14 protein-coding genes and 3 tRNA genes are annotated in these 18557 nt (G+C 44.2%); 2 read left to right on the top strand and 15 right to left on the bottom strand.

Annotation, left to right across the window (positions count from 1 at the left end):
• Positions 1–18: 18 nt before the first annotated feature.
• Both BLV86_RS08055 and BLV86_RS08050 read right to left on the bottom strand, forming a co-directional pair.
• On the bottom strand, positions 19–1209 hold the full coding sequence (locus BLV86_RS08055; RefSeq protein WP_242873265.1) for an SPL family radical SAM protein: 1191 nt from the start codon (positions 1207–1209) through the stop codon (positions 19–21).
• A gap of 69 nt (positions 1210–1278) precedes the next feature.
• Positions 1279–2154: a hypothetical protein gene (locus BLV86_RS08050; RefSeq protein WP_090816147.1), complete on the bottom strand. Its 876-nt coding sequence runs from the start codon at positions 2152–2154 to the stop codon at positions 1279–1281.
• A 283-nt stretch (positions 2155–2437) separates the two neighbouring features.
• On the opposite strand from BLV86_RS08050, the gene BLV86_RS08045 reads away from it, so the two are divergent.
• Positions 2438–3835 (top strand): MATE family efflux transporter, encoded by a 1398-nt coding sequence (locus tag BLV86_RS08045; protein ID WP_090816146.1) that lies wholly within the window; start codon positions 2438–2440, stop codon positions 3833–3835.
• 906 nt (positions 3836–4741) lie between these two features.
• On the opposite strand, the gene BLV86_RS08040 is transcribed toward BLV86_RS08045, so the two are convergent.
• Together BLV86_RS08040 and BLV86_RS08035 are read right to left on the bottom strand one after the other, a co-directional pair.
• A complete protein-coding gene (locus BLV86_RS08040; protein ID WP_031547976.1) occupies positions 4742–5332 on the bottom strand; it encodes a hypothetical protein in 591 nt (196 codons plus the stop codon).
• Positions 5333–5910: 578 nt separating this feature from the next.
• The gene (locus BLV86_RS08035; protein WP_175456475.1) at positions 5911–7362 is read right to left on the bottom strand and encodes an SH3 domain-containing protein; all 1452 of its coding nucleotides are present in this window, start codon (positions 7360–7362) and stop codon (positions 5911–5913) included.
• A 243-nt stretch (positions 7363–7605) separates the two neighbouring features.
• Between BLV86_RS08035 and BLV86_RS08030 the strand changes: the two genes are divergently transcribed.
• Positions 7606–8841: a 6-phosphofructokinase gene (locus tag BLV86_RS08030; RefSeq protein WP_090816140.1), complete on the top strand. Its 1236-nt coding sequence runs from the start codon at positions 7606–7608 to the stop codon at positions 8839–8841.
• A gap of 167 nt (positions 8842–9008) precedes the next feature.
• On the opposite strand, the gene BLV86_RS08025 is transcribed toward BLV86_RS08030, so the two are convergent.
• The 11 genes from BLV86_RS08025 to BLV86_RS07975 all read right to left on the bottom strand — a co-directional run bounded on the left by BLV86_RS08025 (position 9009) and on the right by BLV86_RS07975 (position 18402).
• Positions 9009–9539: a hypothetical protein gene (locus BLV86_RS08025; RefSeq protein ID WP_090816138.1), complete on the bottom strand. Its 531-nt coding sequence runs from the start codon at positions 9537–9539 to the stop codon at positions 9009–9011.
• A gap of 257 nt (positions 9540–9796) precedes the next feature.
• Positions 9797–12514 (bottom strand): clostripain-related cysteine peptidase, encoded by a 2718-nt coding sequence (locus BLV86_RS08020; protein ID WP_090816136.1) that lies wholly within the window; start codon positions 12512–12514, stop codon positions 9797–9799.
• Positions 12515–12744: 230 nt separating this feature from the next.
• Complete coding sequence (locus BLV86_RS08015) at positions 12745–13101, bottom strand: nucleotidyltransferase domain-containing protein (RefSeq protein ID WP_242840041.1); 357 nt, start codon at positions 13099–13101, stop codon at positions 12745–12747.
• A gap of 134 nt (positions 13102–13235) precedes the next feature.
• Positions 13236–13307, bottom strand: a tRNA-Gly gene (locus tag BLV86_RS08010).
• Between the two features lie 16 nt (positions 13308–13323).
• Positions 13324–13396, bottom strand: a tRNA-Phe gene (locus tag BLV86_RS08005).
• A gap of 5 nt (positions 13397–13401) precedes the next feature.
• Positions 13402–13472 (bottom strand) — tRNA-Gly (locus BLV86_RS08000).
• A gap of 120 nt (positions 13473–13592) precedes the next feature.
• Positions 13593–15677 (bottom strand): glycoside hydrolase family 13 protein, encoded by a 2085-nt coding sequence (locus BLV86_RS07995; RefSeq protein ID WP_090816135.1) that lies wholly within the window; start codon positions 15675–15677, stop codon positions 13593–13595.
• 79 nt (positions 15678–15756) lie between these two features.
• Complete coding sequence (gene hpt, locus BLV86_RS07990; protein ID WP_031547962.1) at positions 15757–16284, bottom strand: hypoxanthine phosphoribosyltransferase; 528 nt, start codon at positions 16282–16284, stop codon at positions 15757–15759.
• Positions 16277–17461 (bottom strand): tRNA lysidine(34) synthetase TilS, encoded by a 1185-nt coding sequence (tilS, locus tag BLV86_RS07985; RefSeq protein ID WP_175456474.1) that lies wholly within the window; start codon positions 17459–17461, stop codon positions 16277–16279. The genes hpt and tilS overlap by 8 nt, the downstream gene beginning before the upstream one ends.
• A gap of 193 nt (positions 17462–17654) precedes the next feature.
• Entirely contained in the window at positions 17655–17969 is a 315-nt protein-coding gene (locus tag BLV86_RS07980; RefSeq protein WP_090816131.1) for a hypothetical protein, read from the bottom strand.
• A 124-nt stretch (positions 17970–18093) separates the two neighbouring features.
• Positions 18094–18402 (bottom strand): septum formation initiator family protein, encoded by a 309-nt coding sequence (locus tag BLV86_RS07975; protein ID WP_090816130.1) that lies wholly within the window; start codon positions 18400–18402, stop codon positions 18094–18096.
• Between the last annotated feature and the right edge of the window lie 155 nt (positions 18403–18557).

Genomic DNA, 18557 nt, shown 5'->3' with positions numbered 1-18557 from the left:
TATCAGCAGAAAACTAATTCAACCCTGGCCATTCGCCGAACTCCATCTGAATATCTTTTCCTCCGGAACTTTCTCCCTTAGCTTCTCCACCATCCAGCTTTCCATTTCGTCAGTAAGCTTCTGACTGTAGTGGTACACTCCATGGTCATTTTCATAAGGGTATTGTACCACAGCACTGTCCGGCATATTGCGCCGCATATTCTTGAGATACTCTTCCGAAAGTCTGAAGCTTCCCACACTGAAATCAAATATCTTTTCCACAGGAATTTCGACAAACACTTTATCCATCATTTTTTCGTATTCACTTCGCCAGTCCGGACAGAAGATCATAGGATCAAAGCAGAGACGTACTGTGAAACCAAGCTCCAACGCCTTTTTCACGCTCCTGATCCGACCCTCCAGGCTCCCCGTCTTATGCTCATAATGCCTCACCACATATTCCGGCGAAAGGGTAAACGCAAATATATTCCGGGAACTCACAGGACTCTCCTGTTTACCATCATCCGATGCGTTAACATTAACCGAAGCTTCCTTAAGCCCATCACAAGATTCAGTCCTGCAGCATATGCCTTTTCCTGGCCCTTCGACCAGACTCTCAAAGTCAATGTTTCCGGCCTTCGTCCTCACTTCAATCGTAAGGTCAGGATGGCGGTTGGTAAAATCTATCCACTCCCTGACATAACCTGTAAGCTTTTCTATAGCCATCAGGTCAGAATCATAGGACACGCACAGATACACCGGATGCTCCTTCAGAAGCGCTTCCACCTCCGAAAAAATGTCCTTCAGGTTCAAAAAGATCACCATATTTCCGGATGGATACATACCCTTAAGATAACAATATTCGCAGTCAAAAAGACAGTTCATCATACATGAGGTGTAGTAAAAATGCTTATTCCCCATGCTCTGACACACCTTTGCTCCGGGATACACCAGTGTCCCCTGCTTCACCGCAAGGATCAGTGCCTGTGCATGATGCTGCTTTACGTAATTCTGCTTATGCCGGTTAAACACATCCTTATAATGTCCTATCCGCACAACAACCGCCTCCGGAAAATGCGAAATGATCTCCTCCGCCTTTTTCCGGTACCCTTCATCCAGAAGTACCTTCTCCTCCACATAAATATGCGAAAAAGGCCCGTTCAGTTCCTGCCTCTCTTCACTTTTCCCATATGCCAATGTTTCCGTCACTACGCATTCTCCATCAATCATATTCTTATATCCGGAAAGCCGGTCCCATGCATTTACAAACAGCTGACATTTTTGCCGGAGAGCCAAAACTCATTTCAAAATACAGTTTTTTATCCTGTCCAGTGCCTTCTTACCACCACGCTTATCTATGGTTGGAAGCATCCCCTCTTCGTAAATCCCTTGAACTGCTTTCTCCCAGTCAACGCCGCTAAGCACCGCATACTTCACATATTGCCTCAGCTGATCCTGCATCACTTTGGAGAAATGTCCATCCTCTATTATCTTATCCACAAGACCTTCGCTGCTTTTATCGGAAATTCCACCCCGGTACTTCTCTTTTTCAGACAAAGCCAGCAGCTTTTCCACATAATCCGAAATCTCCTCCACATGACTGTTGATAACAGCATTAACTCTTGCAGCTAAGTCAGATACAGCCTGCTCCCGATCTGCAGTCTCAACTCCTTCGTCAGACACAACTCTGATGAAACTCATCTGATGAGGGCCCAGATAAATATTACCCGCCTGATAAACCGCCGCAGACTCCATATCATAGAGGTCATAACCCTCCGCAGCAACCTTCATAAATGCTGCCGCCCTCTGTGACAAAACAGTACTTCCGGTAATCGCGGCAGCTTCCTTAAAATCGGTTTTTATCAGCATATCAGGATAAAAAGTTCTGTCCGAATTCTGATCCAGAAGCTTGTTCAAAAGAAAAATGTCAGAAGCATTTCCTGCTGCCGTCCCCACCGACAAAAGCTGATCCTCAGGCCCCGCATCATATTCAGTCAAAACCGCCGACACAGCTGCCGCTGCTGCAACCGGTCCCACACCCGTGATAGTCAGAACGATTCCCGATTCCTCCGAAACAAACTCCTGAAACCTGGTCCTGTCCGTCCTCTTCCTGAGCCCAAGTCTCTTTATCACCGGCTTCGCCTCCGGATACAACGCCATAAAAATAAAAACCATTCAAACCACCCGCATCTTATTATTTTTATCAACAATGGAAATAATTATCAAATGAGTCTTTAGCAGTACCGCCTTTACGCATTATATCACAGACACAGGATTACCCGGTTCCGACCATTATATTTTTACAAAAAACACAATAAATCTATTGGAAATCCTTTCGATAGATATTATAATGCTCATTCGTTATTGAAAAAGATACCCGGCAGAATGGAGCCAGTTAGATTTGCATCTGTTTGTCAGGAATAAACGGTAAAAATATGCGTTTATAGAGGAGATTATTATGGAAGTCGATATGACTAAAGGAAATCCTTTTCCTATTATACTTAAATTTATGATCCCGCTTTTTATAGGTAATGTCTTCCAGCAGCTATACAACATGGCAGACACTATAATCGTAGGTCGTTTTGTGGGTTCGGATGCACTTGCCGCCGTGGGTGCCACCGGAAATATCATGTTTCTGGTTCTGGGCTTTTCTCAGGGGCTATGCACCGGTTTCACCGTTCTTACAGCCCAGGCTTTCGGTGCTCAGAATTACAGAAGAGTAAAGCGAAGCGTGGCCAACGGAATACTGCTTGCACTCATAGTTATCATTACAGTGACCCTCCTTTCGGTTTCACTTATGAACCCGCTGCTTCACCTGATGAATACCCCATCAAACATTTTCCGCGATTCACTGACCTATATAACCATTATTTGTCTCGGAACCGTGGCAAGCGTTTTCTATAATCTTTTTTCCGCATTTTTGAGAGCTATAGGAAACAGCCGTGTTCCCCTCTACTTCCTCATTTTCAGTGCATGCATCAATGTAGTCCTGGATCTGGTTTTTATCATAAAAGGAAAAATGGGAGTCGCCGGAGCCGCCTGGGCCACGAATATTTCCCAGGGTCTGTCAGCCATGTTGTGCCTCTTATACATTCGCTTTAAGGCCAATGTTCTCTGGCCGGAACTCAGAGACTGGCACATAAACAGAACTGACACCCAGCATCAGATGGCTGTAGGCATTCCCATGGCACTTCAGTTCGCCATTACAGCCTCCGGAACCATGATAATGCAGTCGGCCATCAACCTTTTCGGTTCCACCGCAGTTGCGGCTTACACCGCAGCCAATAAGCTGCACAGCGTAATGACTCAGGAGATGATAGCCATGGGACAGGCCATGGCTACCTACAGCGGACAGAACTACGGTCACGGAGACAGCGACAGAATAAATAAAGGAATACGTGCCTCTGTTATCATTGAGATCACCTATTCCATAATTGGTGCCATCGGCTGCAATCTTTTGTTGAGACCGGTCATGACCTTGTTCTTTGCAAGCTCAGGTTCTGCTTCCGATATACCTCAGGGCACAGCCGCTGCCCTTGACACCATAACCCTTATGATGCCATGGGCAACCACCTATATCCGCATAGTAACCATTTTCTACATCCCTCTCAGTTTCATTTTTATTTTCCGAAATGCAATGCAGGGTTGCGGACACGGTTTCCTTCCCATGATGGGCGGCGTGGTTGAATTTTTTGCCCGACTCGTTGTTGCCGTCATAGCCATGCATACCATGAGCTTTCCTCTTGCGGTATTCTGCGACCCCGCAGCCTGGATCACCGCCGGGGCCTTCACTGCCATCGCATATCTAAACGTCATCAAGAAGGTTCGACGTGAATTGAATAATAAGAATATATAACTAAAAAAGCTGCCGCACCTGCGACAGCTTTTATTTTTTATTTATTATTTACTTGACCCTGGGACTCAATATTACGTCCCCTTACTTAATTGTACTTCGGTCTGTACCTCGTTTCTTAGATTTCTATTTAAATTCTATAAATATCTTTTCGATAGTAATTTTTATATCTTATGGATATCATCTATAAATAGATTATTTCAATATTCAGTTTTGACTCTATATTCAATTATCAGATCGACTTTTTTATTACTTGAATTTATCTTTCGAATCTTTCTAAGTATTCTTCTTATCAGATTTTCCGGATTTTTATTTATATGGTCTCCCTTTTAAGACCTTTATTAACTACTCAACTATTTTCTCTACATGAATCTTTCTTTACAGATCCCTGTATACTTCTTATGTCGATCTTCCCTTTGCAATAATATCGTCTGGACTTTAATTAAGAAATAATCCGAAAATTCATTTCTCTATTGGTTTGAACCATCTCCCGGATGTACGGTCCGTAGATCTTCTCACGTTTTTCTTCTTTTTAAGCGGTCCAGAGGATACTAGTGACTAACTGATCTGGTGTCATGTCTTTGTACCTCTTGCTTTCTTTAGTTTAGTTTCGCAGGTTCATCTCCTGCACTTTTGCCAACCGGCCCTTCACCCTTTCTCGTCAGGTGAACTTTTCTGTTGACTTTTCTTTTTCTGTTGTCCTTACTTTAACACCGAAAGTGTCTTTTGTAAAGTTTTATTTTGAGGAAATTATTTTTATTTTTGAACGCAATAAATTTCTTAAATAGAACCGTCCCTGAAAGCTCTGAAATCAGACATAAAAAAGGAGCATCCTGACGGACACTCCTTCATATTTCAAAAGATAAAGTGCGGTTAACGACCGGTTTTATCACCAAGACCATGATTTATTTATCCAACGAGTTTTGCAACCTCTTTTGCCAGAACCACTACAGCGCTTTCGTTCTGCTCGTAGCCGGCAGGAATAGTATCATAGGTTCTTACATATCCCTTGTTACTGTTTTCCTTCTCAAATGTAATAATCTCGGAATCCATCGGAAGAACCATTCCGAAAACCTCTGTTGCCTCACGATAGATAAGATCAGGATTAACGGCACTGTCAATTGATGCCTTTACTGCTTCATTTGCCAATTTCAGTTCGTTTAATTCATTGCGCTTACGATCAATGCTCTCCAGTCTTGTGGCAACTGATGTATCCACCTCTACGCATTGATAGCAGGTGCCAAAAATAAACAAAAGTGAAATGATGAGCGCTGCGTAACAAATCCTGTCAATGATAGCATCCGGAATGCATCTCAATGCGGGTTTGATTATGCTCTTGTCAATGTCATATTCCATCTTTATCTGACCGTTTCTCGTACGATACAGATGAAGCTGGTTTCTTCTTCCCCTCTGCTGGATAACTACAGTACTTCTTGAAGCTTCACGATCTTCTACTTCATAAGAGCGTACTGTGTTGCCCTTAACCACGTATTGTTTCACTTTTCTGCTCCCCTTGCATAATTCTGACTTCCGGAAATATTTTTTATATATCAGAATTATGCGATTCCCATTTCTTTTTCATCCCACGAATTAATTACAATGTAATTATTTAGTAGTAATTATACACAATTATCCATCATATATCATCTTATTTTGCAGAAAAGTGTAATAATTTTTATTTAGCGTTCTTCACAATAAATTAAATAATAAAACCCCTTGAAATTACGTAATTCTGCAAAACGAGAAAATTTCTTCTAAAACTCTTCGTTTTTTAAGGGTTTTTATACGTATTTATATGCTTAAAGTATAAAAATTTAATAAAATTATCTAAAAAAATGATTTTTTCGCCTGTATTTTACTGTCTATATTCTGCCTGTCTGCATAATAAATTTCAAAATTATTACTTTTTGCTATTTCAGGCATTACCCGCATCAAGTCAAAGAATTAAGCCGGGTTTTATCCACAGTGGACTGTTCTCGCCGGTGAGAACAGTCCACGGTGGATAAACCCGGCTGACAAAAAAAGTCCTGCAGCAACACCTTACAGTGCAGCCACAGGACCTTCTAAAGTTGATTCTTTTACATCATATACGGCACCTGAAGCTTATACAGGTTGCTTAGCCATGTAGTTCCGTTAGCTCTCCTGATATCCAGAGTATTTATCATTACAGATCTCGTTCTCATGACTCCCGGACCTGCATAGTAGGCTATGGAGCTTACAGAGCTGACAACATAATACTTGCCGTTTACCGTCCCGAGATACATCATCTCATGTCCCTTAAAGAACAGTACACTTCCTATCGGCATGTTATTCAGTAATTCCATCTTCTGTTCATCTGTGCATTCCGATACATCGTAGCTGAAACTGTTTGAAGCTGCCTGCCAGGTGGTGTTTCTCGGAAGCTTCAGTCCGAAGCAGCGGTAAATATCTCCTACATAACCGGAGCAGTCGTTGGAGGAAAGCATTCCTCCCCAGCCGTAAGCGTCCCCAAGCATCCGGAAGGCAACTGTCAGGATATTTCTTTTGGTGAGAGGAAGATACCCTTCGCTGACTTCTGCATTGCCGTTTATGAGAGCAAGCTCTTTTCTGTAGCTACCATCACCGTTTCTCACAGGAATGTAAACAACGTAGTTTCCGATGGGCGAACGGTTTGTTACTCTCGCGCCGTAGGATCCGGCCGGTGCCTCCTCCAGAACCGTACCCACCGTAAGAAGGAGATTTGAGCTTTCGGGATTGGTATTGGATTCAGCAAGTATTACTTTACTGCCGGTCACCACCAGAACCCTGTCATCCGGAATCACCCAGGCGCTTTCCCACTGAGCCTTGGAGCTGCAGATGGCCACGTCGTAAGCATTAACCCAACCATAACAGTTAAGGGATTCCGCATAGTACCACTGCCCGTCGGCTGACACCGATTTGATAACCAGCGGCTCGTTCACTCGCACGCTTGAGAGCACATTGTAATCGAAATTCACGTCTCCAAGCTCGTCGGTGATGATGGTATCTGTCGGGAATGCATTCAGCGTGGTTCTCTTCACCACTATTGCATACATGGGCGCCTGAAGCTGTGAAGCCGACCTGTTCTGTGTGTTTTGGGCGATGCTTTCGATCAGAATGTCACTAAGCTTGTTTCCGTACTGGTCGTAATAGCCTTTATCCTTGTAGCTTTTCAGTTCTTCCCTTGCCTTTGTCAAAACCTTTTCATTAAATTCAACCCCATCGATGCTCTCGTTATAATGCTGAAGATCATTCATATTTGTTTTTTCATTCATGAGGTTGTTAATGTTTATCTGCTCTATCCTGCCTCTGTCCGCCTGAACCGTGTCAGCATCATACGGGGAGAAAGAAAGCCAGAATTCCGGAGTATTCATCTCCTTTGTGACATCCGGCATGTAGGTTACACCGGCGTAGGATTTTATTGCGGCCACATTCATTGCCGCGAAAATGCAAAGCGCAGCCGCTCCGGCCAGAACGCTCTTCCACCCGGCTTTAATAAGACTTTTATATTTTAGTGCCAATGCTTTCTTCATGAGATAATCCCTTCCATGTAAGTTTTTCTCAGCTTTTTCAGACACACAAAGCTGATCTGACCGACTCCTCAAAACAACTCTGATTGCGCCGTGAAAAAGGTTCCCGACGTTTATTCTCCACATCATTATACACTAGAATTTTTATCTAAATATATGAAAATTAACTGTAGACAAATAAAATGTAAGCGCTATCATAATAGCAGAACGTAATACAATCTATGCATTTTTATCAAAAGGAGTAATATGAAAAACGCAATTGTCGGACAATCCGGAGGTCCTACCTCAGTAATCAATTCATCACTGGCAGGTGTTTTTGAGGCAGCAAAGAATCGCGGTGCAGAGCATGTTTATGGCATGTGCAATGGTATCCAGGGTTTCCTGGAAGGCAGATACATTGACATGACAGCTGTTTTCAAAAAGAAAATGGATATCGAGCTTTTGAAGCGCACACCCTCAAGCTATCTCGGAAGCTGCCGTTACAAGCTTCCGGAGCTGGATGCAGAAGGCGCAAAAGCCGTTTATGAAGATATATTCAAAAGACTTAACGACATGAACATTGGCTATTTCTTCTACATCGGCGGAAATGATTCCATGGACACCATAAACAAACTGGCGGCTTACGGTGAAAAGGTTGGAAGCGACATCAGATTTGTGGGTGTTCCAAAGACCATAGACAATGACCTCACCGTAACAGATCACACCCCGGGTTACGGTTCGGCAGCCAAGTATATAGGCGTTGTAATGAAGGAGATCATCCGTGATGCTACTGTTTACGGCACAAAATATGTAACTATCGTGGAAATCATGGGAAGAAATGCCGGCTGGCTCACTGCTGCAGCTGCTCTTGCAAAGGATAATGACTGCGAAGGCGTGGATATGATCTGTCTTCCCGAGGTTCCTTTCAATGTTGACCGTTTCATCGAGAAAGTCCGCAAAATGCAGGAGAAGAAAAGCAGCATCGTCATCGCTGTTTCCGAGGGTGTCAAGCTTGAGGACGGCCGTTATGTCTGTGAGCTTTCAGATGATGTGCACGCTGTGGATGCATTCGGCCACAAGGCACTGACCGGAACCGCCAGATTCCTTGCCAATACTGTTGCCAGATCCATGGACACAAAGACCCGCTGTATCGAGCTTTCAACTCTCCAGCGCTGCGCAGGACACCTTACCAGCCGCACCGATATCACGGAGGCTTACCAGGTTGGCGGCGCTGCAGTTAAGGCTGCCTTTGAGGGACATACCGGTGAGATGGTCGCACTTAAGAGAATTTCCAATGCGCCATACCAGTGCACAACCGAGCTTCATCCTATCTCCGAGGTCGCAAACCTCGAAAAGAAGGTTCCTCTTGAGTGGGTCAATGAGGACCACACACAAATGAAGCAGGAATTCATCGACTATGCCCTTCCGCTCATCCAGGCCGAGCTTACTCCGATTTATGTAGGAGGACTTCCTCAGCATATCTACATCGGCGAAGAGGCATAATTTTGCACAAATACATTCCAATGCCATTCAGATAAAGGTCCCCCTGTCTGAAGTATTTTTACAATGTTTCGGACTCAAAAACACCCCGGAGTTTTTTCTCCTCCGGGGTGTTTGATTTCTTCACTATAAATACAATTCTTCTGCCATTTATCTCCAAAATACAGATTTTACTTCAGAAAATCCACGGCCTCCCAGTCCCCGTTTTTATCCAGGTCCACAAAGAATGTGATACGGTCTGCTGTGGTGCAGTTTGTACCGGTGCTGAAGCTGCCATCCTTATATGCTCCGATTTCAATATCTACAGCTTTACGGTTTTCACCTTCCCCTGCAATAATCTGAAATTCATGTGCCACATCATACCTTATAGGCATTTTCCCATGAGGAGGAAGTATTCCTGTCATAAAAAAATATCTCGCCTCCTGCTTTCCCTCCGGCAGTTCCAGATACTCCGAAAGATCCTTATCAAAATCAATGACTACACTTTCCCCATCTCCCGGGAAAGTCATGGTTCCGTGCTCCGAAGTAAAAACTCCCTCATGTGGATCCGGCGCCGGAGTGTCCGGCTCATAAGGCATGTTCTTGTCAACAAAGGGCTCTTCTTTCTCACCACAGCCCGCGATAAACACCAGTGTAATCAAAAGAATAAACACTGTTAAAACTCTCATTGATTTTGTCCATAATACTCTTGAGTTTTTCATTCGGACCTCCTTTGCAAATGAAAATCTATTCTCCCAAAATCCATTCACCAACCATATGAACTTCTTGTCATTCATATACTCATTCCTGATAATCCCACTATTAATTTTTTCGACTTTCTCCTGGTTTTTTATAATATATTGAACACACGAAAAAAGCCCGGAGGATAAACCTCCGAGCTTTTGTAAAGCACAAGACTCGAATCGAAAATGTTCGCTTAAATTGGTCAAATCATATCAGAAATCAATCTACGAGATGTTCAGTATGCTATCTCCAGTGAGTTCCCGATATAAAAGATCGCATTCATAAGTTCTTCATCCGGATCTTCTTCGGCAAACACTTCCATGGAGAAGCCATACATGCCGCCCCGCATGCGGGTGCTTCCGGCAAGCTGGCCGCAGTACCATCGGCCTTCTCTGTCATGATAAAGGTAACGCCGTCCCAACATGCCATTCGTCAGATTGTAGCTTTCCAGACTGAAATCATGTGGCGCCGAAATTCCGTACTCTCCGGTTTCGTCTTTTACAATAAAGTATTCCACATCATTCTGCTGTGAAGCCCAATGCGTAAAATTCTCTTCTGCAGTCTCGTAATCCTCAGGTCTGTCAAATGTCTCCAGATATATGCTCACTTTGCCATCCCGGCTGATGAGATCCGGATCACCCCACTCCCAATTCTCCTTTTCCTCAAAAAGAGCCGAAGGATAGCGGAGCGTCACGTCATAATCCCGGGATAGTTGAAAGCGTTCCGTTGCACCGTCCCATGCATCCGGCCCGGGTCCGTAACCGGGACTGTTAACCTCTGCCTTTGGCAGCTCCTCCTGCCAGTCATAGTTGATATCCACACCTTCACAAAGATAAGTATTGTTGAAAATATCTCTGAGGGCAATCTGCTGGAACATGGAATCAAAACGTCCACCCGCAAAGGTTTCCACCGGCCTTTCATCTCTAACGATGAGCCCTTCATTTTCATGGTAAATGATGGGAAGATCAAAAGGATAGACTTTGCTTCCATTCTCATCATAGGCATAGAGGCGGATCTCATCGCCATCCTTAAACGAATGGACACCCTTGTCCGGAGGCATGAGTCCGGCCGAAATGTCGATCACTGAGCTGCGACGCGCAAAAGACATGACCGGCTCCCTTCGGTATCCGATAACTTCAGGGGCATATACCCCCCTGTCTACACCAACGACGCTGAACCATACAACTATGCTTATGTCTCTGCCCTCAAGCTCCGCCGGAATGAAGCCATAACTATAGGATTCCTCATCCTCGTTCAATGTATAAAAGGCCTCATAGTACGGAACTATCAGGTTCTCCAGTGACATCCATTTCCCGTCAAAGCCATAGTATGGATCTCCGTTGATGAAATGCTCCAGGTTGCGGCACCCAAGCTCCAGTCTGCCGTAACTTTCCGTATCCACATAGATCACATTTTCCACCTGATCGATCAGCTTCCACTGCTCATCTTTTAAGTCAATGCCCATGGTGCTGTCGACATGGTCGATACTACCGTCAGGATTCAGGTTATTCATGGATTCCAGTTCCTTAACCACCAATGTGGATGGATCAATATAAGTGTCTTCCTTCAGCTTTGTCTCCTCGGGATGATACCAGGGAGCGGTTTTTACACCGGGCGCCACAGGCTGTATATCCGCTCTTTCCTGTTCCGCCACCACATAACTTAAAAACCCATCAAAGAAATCAAAGTAGCTTTTATCATATCCCACATCCTGCATTATCCCGGCCACTGACTCATAACGGTCCGGCAGCAAATACGGGAAATACAGAGCCATACCACCTGAACGGTCATCCACGCTTTTGGTATAGACGATCATATCTGATAGTGCAGCCTTCAGCGCATCTGCAGCAGTCAGAATTCCGGAAAGGTCCCGGGAATTATCTCCTCCTAATCCCGGGTCGGTGAGACACCGGGGAAGCTCTGCCAGCAGATCCATGAGATCCACCTGCTCATACATGCCGCCGCCGAAACTGCGGACCCGGCTTCTGCAAAGAGACAGCAGATCATAACTTTCCGGAAGGTATTCCCGAACCGTCTCCAAAAATACCTGCACGGCACCGCGCACAGCGGAAACTTTCGACATATCCAGAACTGCCAGGGTATTGTTATCGTACTTTGTCGACGTAGGATCATTCACGAAATCATCCACGATACGGGGAGCAAGCTCATTCATATCAATACCGGGACGGGCAGCCAGCTGTGAAAGAAACGGTGTATAGGCCCACCCTCCGGAAGGCTCCGTTTCCTCGGAAGCCACCAGATAATCAGTGTACTCTTCCAGCGCGGAAGCGACCTCCACGGTACTCATGAGACAGGCGTCGAAACCAATAAAATAAAAATGCTTACCGCTGTCGGAAAGCGCCTGCTTCAAATCGCCGATCTCTAGCATAACATCCTCGAAATTCTCATCAATGCCGTATCCCATGAGAGTACCGGCACCATGATCCCACAAGATCAGACCGAATCGGTCCGCAGGATACTTCTCTGCAGCAAAGTTGATAAAGTCCGTGAGCGAAGCGGGCTCGGACATATTTACGATCCCGAGATCCTCCAGAAGCTCCGTCTTTTCTCCTTTAACCACAAATCGCCTGCAGGCATTGTCCGTACCTGTCAATTCGCTCTCCCAGGCAGTTGCACCACCTGTCTGCAGGACGATATTGAGGTTCTCGGACTTCTGTGCCGCGAGCATCTCCTTAATATCAGCGGTAGCGGACCCTCCCTGGGATTCAAGATCTGAGCCGATCATATAGACCATCAGGGTAAAGCTAGATTTGTCTTCCGGATCAGTTTCAAACACAACAGTCTCTGTACCTGCAACATTACCATTCTTTTCATTCCCGGAGGATTTTCCTTTGCAGGCCGACAGCAGGCACAACAAAAACAGAAGGCACAAAAATCTGCCTTTACTGACTATACTTATCCCCATAAGTTTTCTTGTAATATAGTTTTTCATTTGCCTCCTCCGAATGTCGTAAGTTATTACACCTTCTTCTATCTTACCATTAGACCATGTGACAATTAACAGTATTATTTCTAATAGTGCTTCTATACCAAAGCACCCCAAAGGATATATCTCCTTTGAGGTGCTGTTACTACTTTATTTTTCTTTCTTTATAAAGCTCAATTCCTTGTTTAGCCATTAGGACATCCGCCCTAATCAGCCCCATGCTCAAATCCATAATGTCACCCTCTTGAGTATAATACCTCACCCTTCTGAATATCGCTCATTATTCCTCCGGAATATGTCTTCCTGTCATCAAAGTATAGGATATCATAATCTTGAGCTCCACCGTAGGAAACCACAGCCTGAATAAAAGCCTTATACCCTTTCGATGCATACATTCTGGATTTTGTTTGACTGCCAAAAACGGCTATATCTATGTCAGATTGTTCTGTACATCTATCTTCAGCAGCTGATCCAAACAAAATAATCCTATTTATTTGGTCACACAAATCAGCACTACTGATAATATTGTCGATATAGTCTTCCTTAATATCAGCAATGTGTATATTACGATTTTTAATTCTCTTGGTAATCAATTTGCACATATCTAAATACATAATAACCGTGAATCTATTACACTAAATTATTATGCGTCTCCTTATATCCATATTACCATTTTCAACCTAAATATGCAAAAAACCCGAAGGCTTAACCTTCGGGTTTTTTAGAGAGCGCGAGACGGGGATCGAACCCGCGATCTTCGCCTTGGCAAGGCGACGTAGTACCACTCTACTACTCGCGCATATATTGTTTCCAAATGCCCAGAACCGGAATCGAACCAGTGACACGAGGATTTTCAGTCCTCTGCTCTACCAACTGAGCTATCTGGGCAGGGAAGCGGGTGATGGGAATCGAACCCACATGTTCAGCTTGGAAGGCTGACATTCTACCATTGAACTACACCCGCAAAGGTGTTTCGCTCGTTTCAAGCGACTCGTATAATATACCCATTAAACGAATTAAAGTCAAGCACTTTCTGAAATAAATTTAAATACAAAAACCGGCGGGATGCCCGCCGGCTCTTGCGTCACTTCCTCCTAGAGGACAAATTGCAATAGTAAATCTTTCCGGTGTAAGCACTACACTCACACTCAAACATGCCATCCTCAGCAAACCTGCTTAACTGTCCGGCATTATACCTGTCTTCCTGAGTCAGAAGTACTCTGTCAATTCGGTTGTAGTCCTTGATTCCCGTGCGCCATGCAGGAATCTGCAGCGTGAATTCATCTTCACCGCAGTAGATAACCACGATAACAACCTCATGCTTATAAACTCTCGCATATACCACATAATTATGTCCGGCCATGAGCTTCATCAGTGCTCCGTACTTGAACACCTGATATCTTTTATGAACACCCGCCAGATAATGATGGTATTCTATAAGCTCAAAATCCTCATGCCCCCATGGATAAGGACGTCTGGAATCCGGCTCCGTCCAGCCTGTCATACCGGCTTCATCGCCATAATATAATGTGGGAGCACCGGGCCAGGTCATTTGCATCATAGCCGCAAGTCTGTATAATGCAACATTTACACCCGTATCAGCTTCTGCGGAGCCCCTGGTGCCTATACGGCCCACCTCCATTTTTGTCCTGGTCATGAACCTGCTGTGATCATGATTTGAAAGCTGATTCATGGAGCAAAGAATCGAAGACTCCGGCATCCTCGACATATGATAAGACATGGCTGCAAAAAACTGCTTTCCATCACCTCTAAGCCGATCTTCCTTAGAGTCTGAATGCTTCTCCATTCCGGTGAGGAACCAGGTTATAGGCTCCATAAATGCATCATAATTCATGATGGTGTCCCATTCATCTCCCTGAAGCCACCAGAAAGGATCTCCGTAATGCTCCGCAAGGATAACGGCATCAGGATTTGCCTCCTTAACCACCATTCTGAATTTCTTCCAGAACAGATGGTTGTAATCACCGGTATGTCCAAGGTCGGCCGCAACATCCAGTCTCCAGCCATCCACCTTATAAGGCGCGCTTACCCACTTTCTGCCAACCTGAAGTATCTTCTCTTCAAGCTCCCGGGAACCCTCATAATTAAGTTTCGGCAATGTGTCATTGCCCCACCACTTCTCATAAGTATTGTTCTTGGGCCAGGCCTCATCACTGTTATCATCAAACGCAAAATAGTTGTGGAATGGACTGTCCTTCAGCTGATATGCACCCGCCCGGTAGTCATTGGACTTATCCTTGTAATTGTAGAAATTGGATTTATTCATCCACTTGTTATAGGAACCGCAATGATTAAATACTCCGTCAATGATTACGCGCATGCCCCTCTCATGACATGCATTGACAAATTTCAGGAACAACGCATCGCTGGCTCTCAGGTTTTCAATGTTGGTAGTACGTACAGAATACTTTGTGGCACGGGCATTATCAGTCTCCCAGTCCTCGATCACCGATCCGCCGTCTCTTACTATCTTTCCGATATGCGGATCAATATGATCATAATCCTGTATGTCATATTTATGATTGGACGGTGATACAAACAAAGGATTAAAATAAATAACCTGAACTCCCAGATACTGGATATAATCCAGCTTTTCCAGTACACCCTGGATATCTCCTCCGTAAAATCTGTGTACATCAAAGGGTTCCACAGGAGTTTCCCAGTTCTTAATGCCTTTTACGGCTCTTCCCAGATAGAGGTACTCATTATCGACTACATTGTTGGATTTGTCTCCGTCATAGAACCTGTCGATAAATATCTGGTACATGACGGCGCCCTTCACCCAGTCCGGAACCTTAAATCCGGGCATAAGATGAAAAGCCATCTGAGGATTCATATCCTCACACACTCCCATCCGATTGTAGTGCAGCTTTTCCTCTTCTTTCTGAATGAAGAAACTGTAGCTCATTGTAATATTTCCAACAACGATCTGATACTCATAATAATCGAAATACTCGTCACTGAATATAAGATGCATCTTATACTCGGTATCAATCTCGTGGAAATATATATATACCGCATCCACATCACTATGTTTAGTTCTAAACCGTATTTTTACGGTATCACCGGGTCCCTGCTCTGCCGGAGATCGATAGTCCTCAGATCCCGCCGTATAGAGCGCATCCCAGTTGATCTTACTCATAGCCATGAAGTTTTCTATACTCTTCCCTTTATACTAAAACTTAGTGGATTTTAATGTTTCAGCCCACCATGCCGGTTCTACCTTATCAATCGAACTCTACCACACCGATATATGGAAGATTACGATATTTCTGATCATAATCAAGTCCGTAACCTACCACAAACTCATCCGGAATCTCAAAGCAGGAATACTTAACCGGAACTTCCTTCTCACGACGTGATGGCTTGTTGAGCAGTGTGCAGATCTCAATGGACTGTGGCCCACGGCTCATAAGGAGCTTGCTTAAATGATTAAGTGTATGTCCTGTATCGATAATGTCCTCCACAATAAGAACATTCTTGCCCTCCAGAGGCTCATCCAGATCCTTAACGATCTTTACGATACCGCTTGTAGTGGTTCCGGATCCATAGCTTGATACAGACATAAAGTCAAAGGAAATGTTTACATCATGAATCCTCTTTGCAAGCTCGCACATAAACATTGCGCCACCCTTAAGTATGCAGATAAGGTGCAGTGATTGTCCCTTATAAGCCTCTGAGATCTTATCCGCTACCTCAATGATCTTATTCTGGATCTCATCCTCCGGGATCAGAACTCTTACGTGTTCAGCCATTATTCTTTCTCCTTTTAATACTCAAAATCTCCTGATTGATCCTTAGGATCAAATGTTTTTTTCTATAATCTGCGCTCATCCTGTATGGCAGATCCAGGTGAGCCCCACCCTTTCCGTGGATCAGTTTATCCATATCCCTGAAATGAACTGTACTCCAATCCTTAAGCGGAGTGCCTGTGCGTCTCACAAGCTCCATCATGACATACTGTCTCACAAGCTCAGGATAGGTTTTAAGCTCCTCCACAGGAATGGAAATCTCCCGGATGCCATCGCCGAAATCGGATGTGGTATCCTGAAACCTGTCCACATCTCCGGAATCTGATGTGATTTCCTGAACCTGGTCAACATCGCCGGAATCTGATGTAATTTCCCGAAACCGGTCAACATCGCCGGAATCTGATGTGATTTCCCGAAACCGGTCAACATAATCCGAAGCCATTTTCCTGAAGAAATCATCAGCTTCCCTCAGTATATCGGCAGTTTTTGCAATGTGAGAAGCCGCTTCCGGATTTATTTCCTTCAGCTCCGGAAGAACTGAAGTCCTTATACGGTTTCTGGTATACTGCGTTTCAAGATTCGTGGAATCCATCACATATGGAATTCCTTCATCCTGAAGCTTCCTCAGTATATATTCCCTTTTTACGGAAAGCAGCGGGCGAATGATAACGCCTCTCTTTGCCTCCATACCGGAAAGTCCCTTTATACCGGAACCTCTGACAAGATTGTGAAGAACCGTTTCTGCCTGATCATCCATATGATGCGCCACTGCGATCCTGCAGCTTCCGGCTTCACATCCGTAACCATCTTCAAGGTTTTTTCTCTCAGCTTCAAAAGCCTCATATCTTAGAATCCGGGCAGCCTCTTCAAGACTCAGTCCCTTTTCCTTTGCATACTTTGGTGCATCCACATGTACCACTTTGAAAGGGATATCTCTTTCCCTGCAAAGCTCCTGTGAGAATCTCTCATCCCTGTCGGCTTCCTCTCCCCTTATACCATGATGCACATGAACAGCGAAGAGTCTGAAATCCATAGACTTACGGAACCCGTTCAAAACCTCCAGAAGGAAAACCGAATCCGGTCCCCCCGAAAGCCCCACCAGAACGCAGTCGCCCTTTTCAATCAACCGGTTCATCAGAATATAATTCTTAATCTCCAAAGTAATTTTATCATTTTTCATTGCCACATACACCATTTATTATAACAATAAACCGCCTTTTAATTAAATATTTTTTCATAGTTTTGCAACAAATCAGCCGCAGATAAGTCCAGGACCGGAGCGGTCGGGCATCCGTACAAAAACCACCAGGTATCGGTTCCTGCAGGCAAGAAACGCCCCCGATGGATTACTCTCCTTGACCTATAATTCATTTTCAGAAATATGAGTCATTTAGAATAGTATTCTTCCTTGACTCATATTTTCGTTTTCGAGAATATGAGTCATTTACATCAGCATCGTTCTTTGACTCATATTTTTGTTTTCGATAATATGAGTCATTTACATCAGCAGCGTTCTTTGACTCATATTTTCGTTTTCGAGAATATGAGTCATTTACATCAGCATCGTTCCTTGACTCATATTTTTGTTTTCGATAATATGAGTCACCTACAACAGCATCGTTCTTTGACTCATATTTTTGTTTTCGAGAATATGAGTCATTCAGAATCAGATATTTCTTAACATCCATTATCGCTGTTTATTAATCCTAGATATTCTTCACATAGTTGCAGGTCTAATTGGCTATTTTTCGAGCAGAATAATAGGGGACGGCATCGGCCGACCCCTATCAAAAAACAATCGTATAACTAATCTTAATTGCTGTCCGGCTTGATGATTATCTCATCCGGCATTTTCAGCCCGAAAATCTCCCTGGCCTTCTCCATGGTAAACTCTTTTGTCTTCACGTATATCTTTTTCTGCTCAAGCTCCTCTGAAAGCTGTTTCTGGGCATCTATGTCTGCCTGCAGGCTCTCCTCCTGAAGCTGATACTCTCTGTCCTGCTCCTTCAGGGTGACACTCCTGACATGCATGGCAAACGCGATAAACAGCACAACTATCGTGATTCCAACGATAGCCAGACGATTTGAAACTGTATTCTTACTCTTATGTCTGTTTTTCATATAGCATATCCCTCTGCCAACATTATAATAACAAACCCTTGAAATATCAATCCGGGACTCCCGGATGCAACTACCTGCAGATTTACATCAGATTCAGTTTAACGGATCTGCTGTTTTACTACAAGTTCACCTGTGAACAGTAACTTTACATCAGA

Source organism: Oribacterium sp. KHPX15 (assembly GCF_900107835.1).
In the GTDB taxonomy this organism is placed as follows: domain Bacteria; phylum Bacillota; class Clostridia; order Lachnospirales; family Lachnospiraceae; genus Oribacterium.
This window is presented reverse-complemented; position numbering and strand designations above follow the sequence as displayed.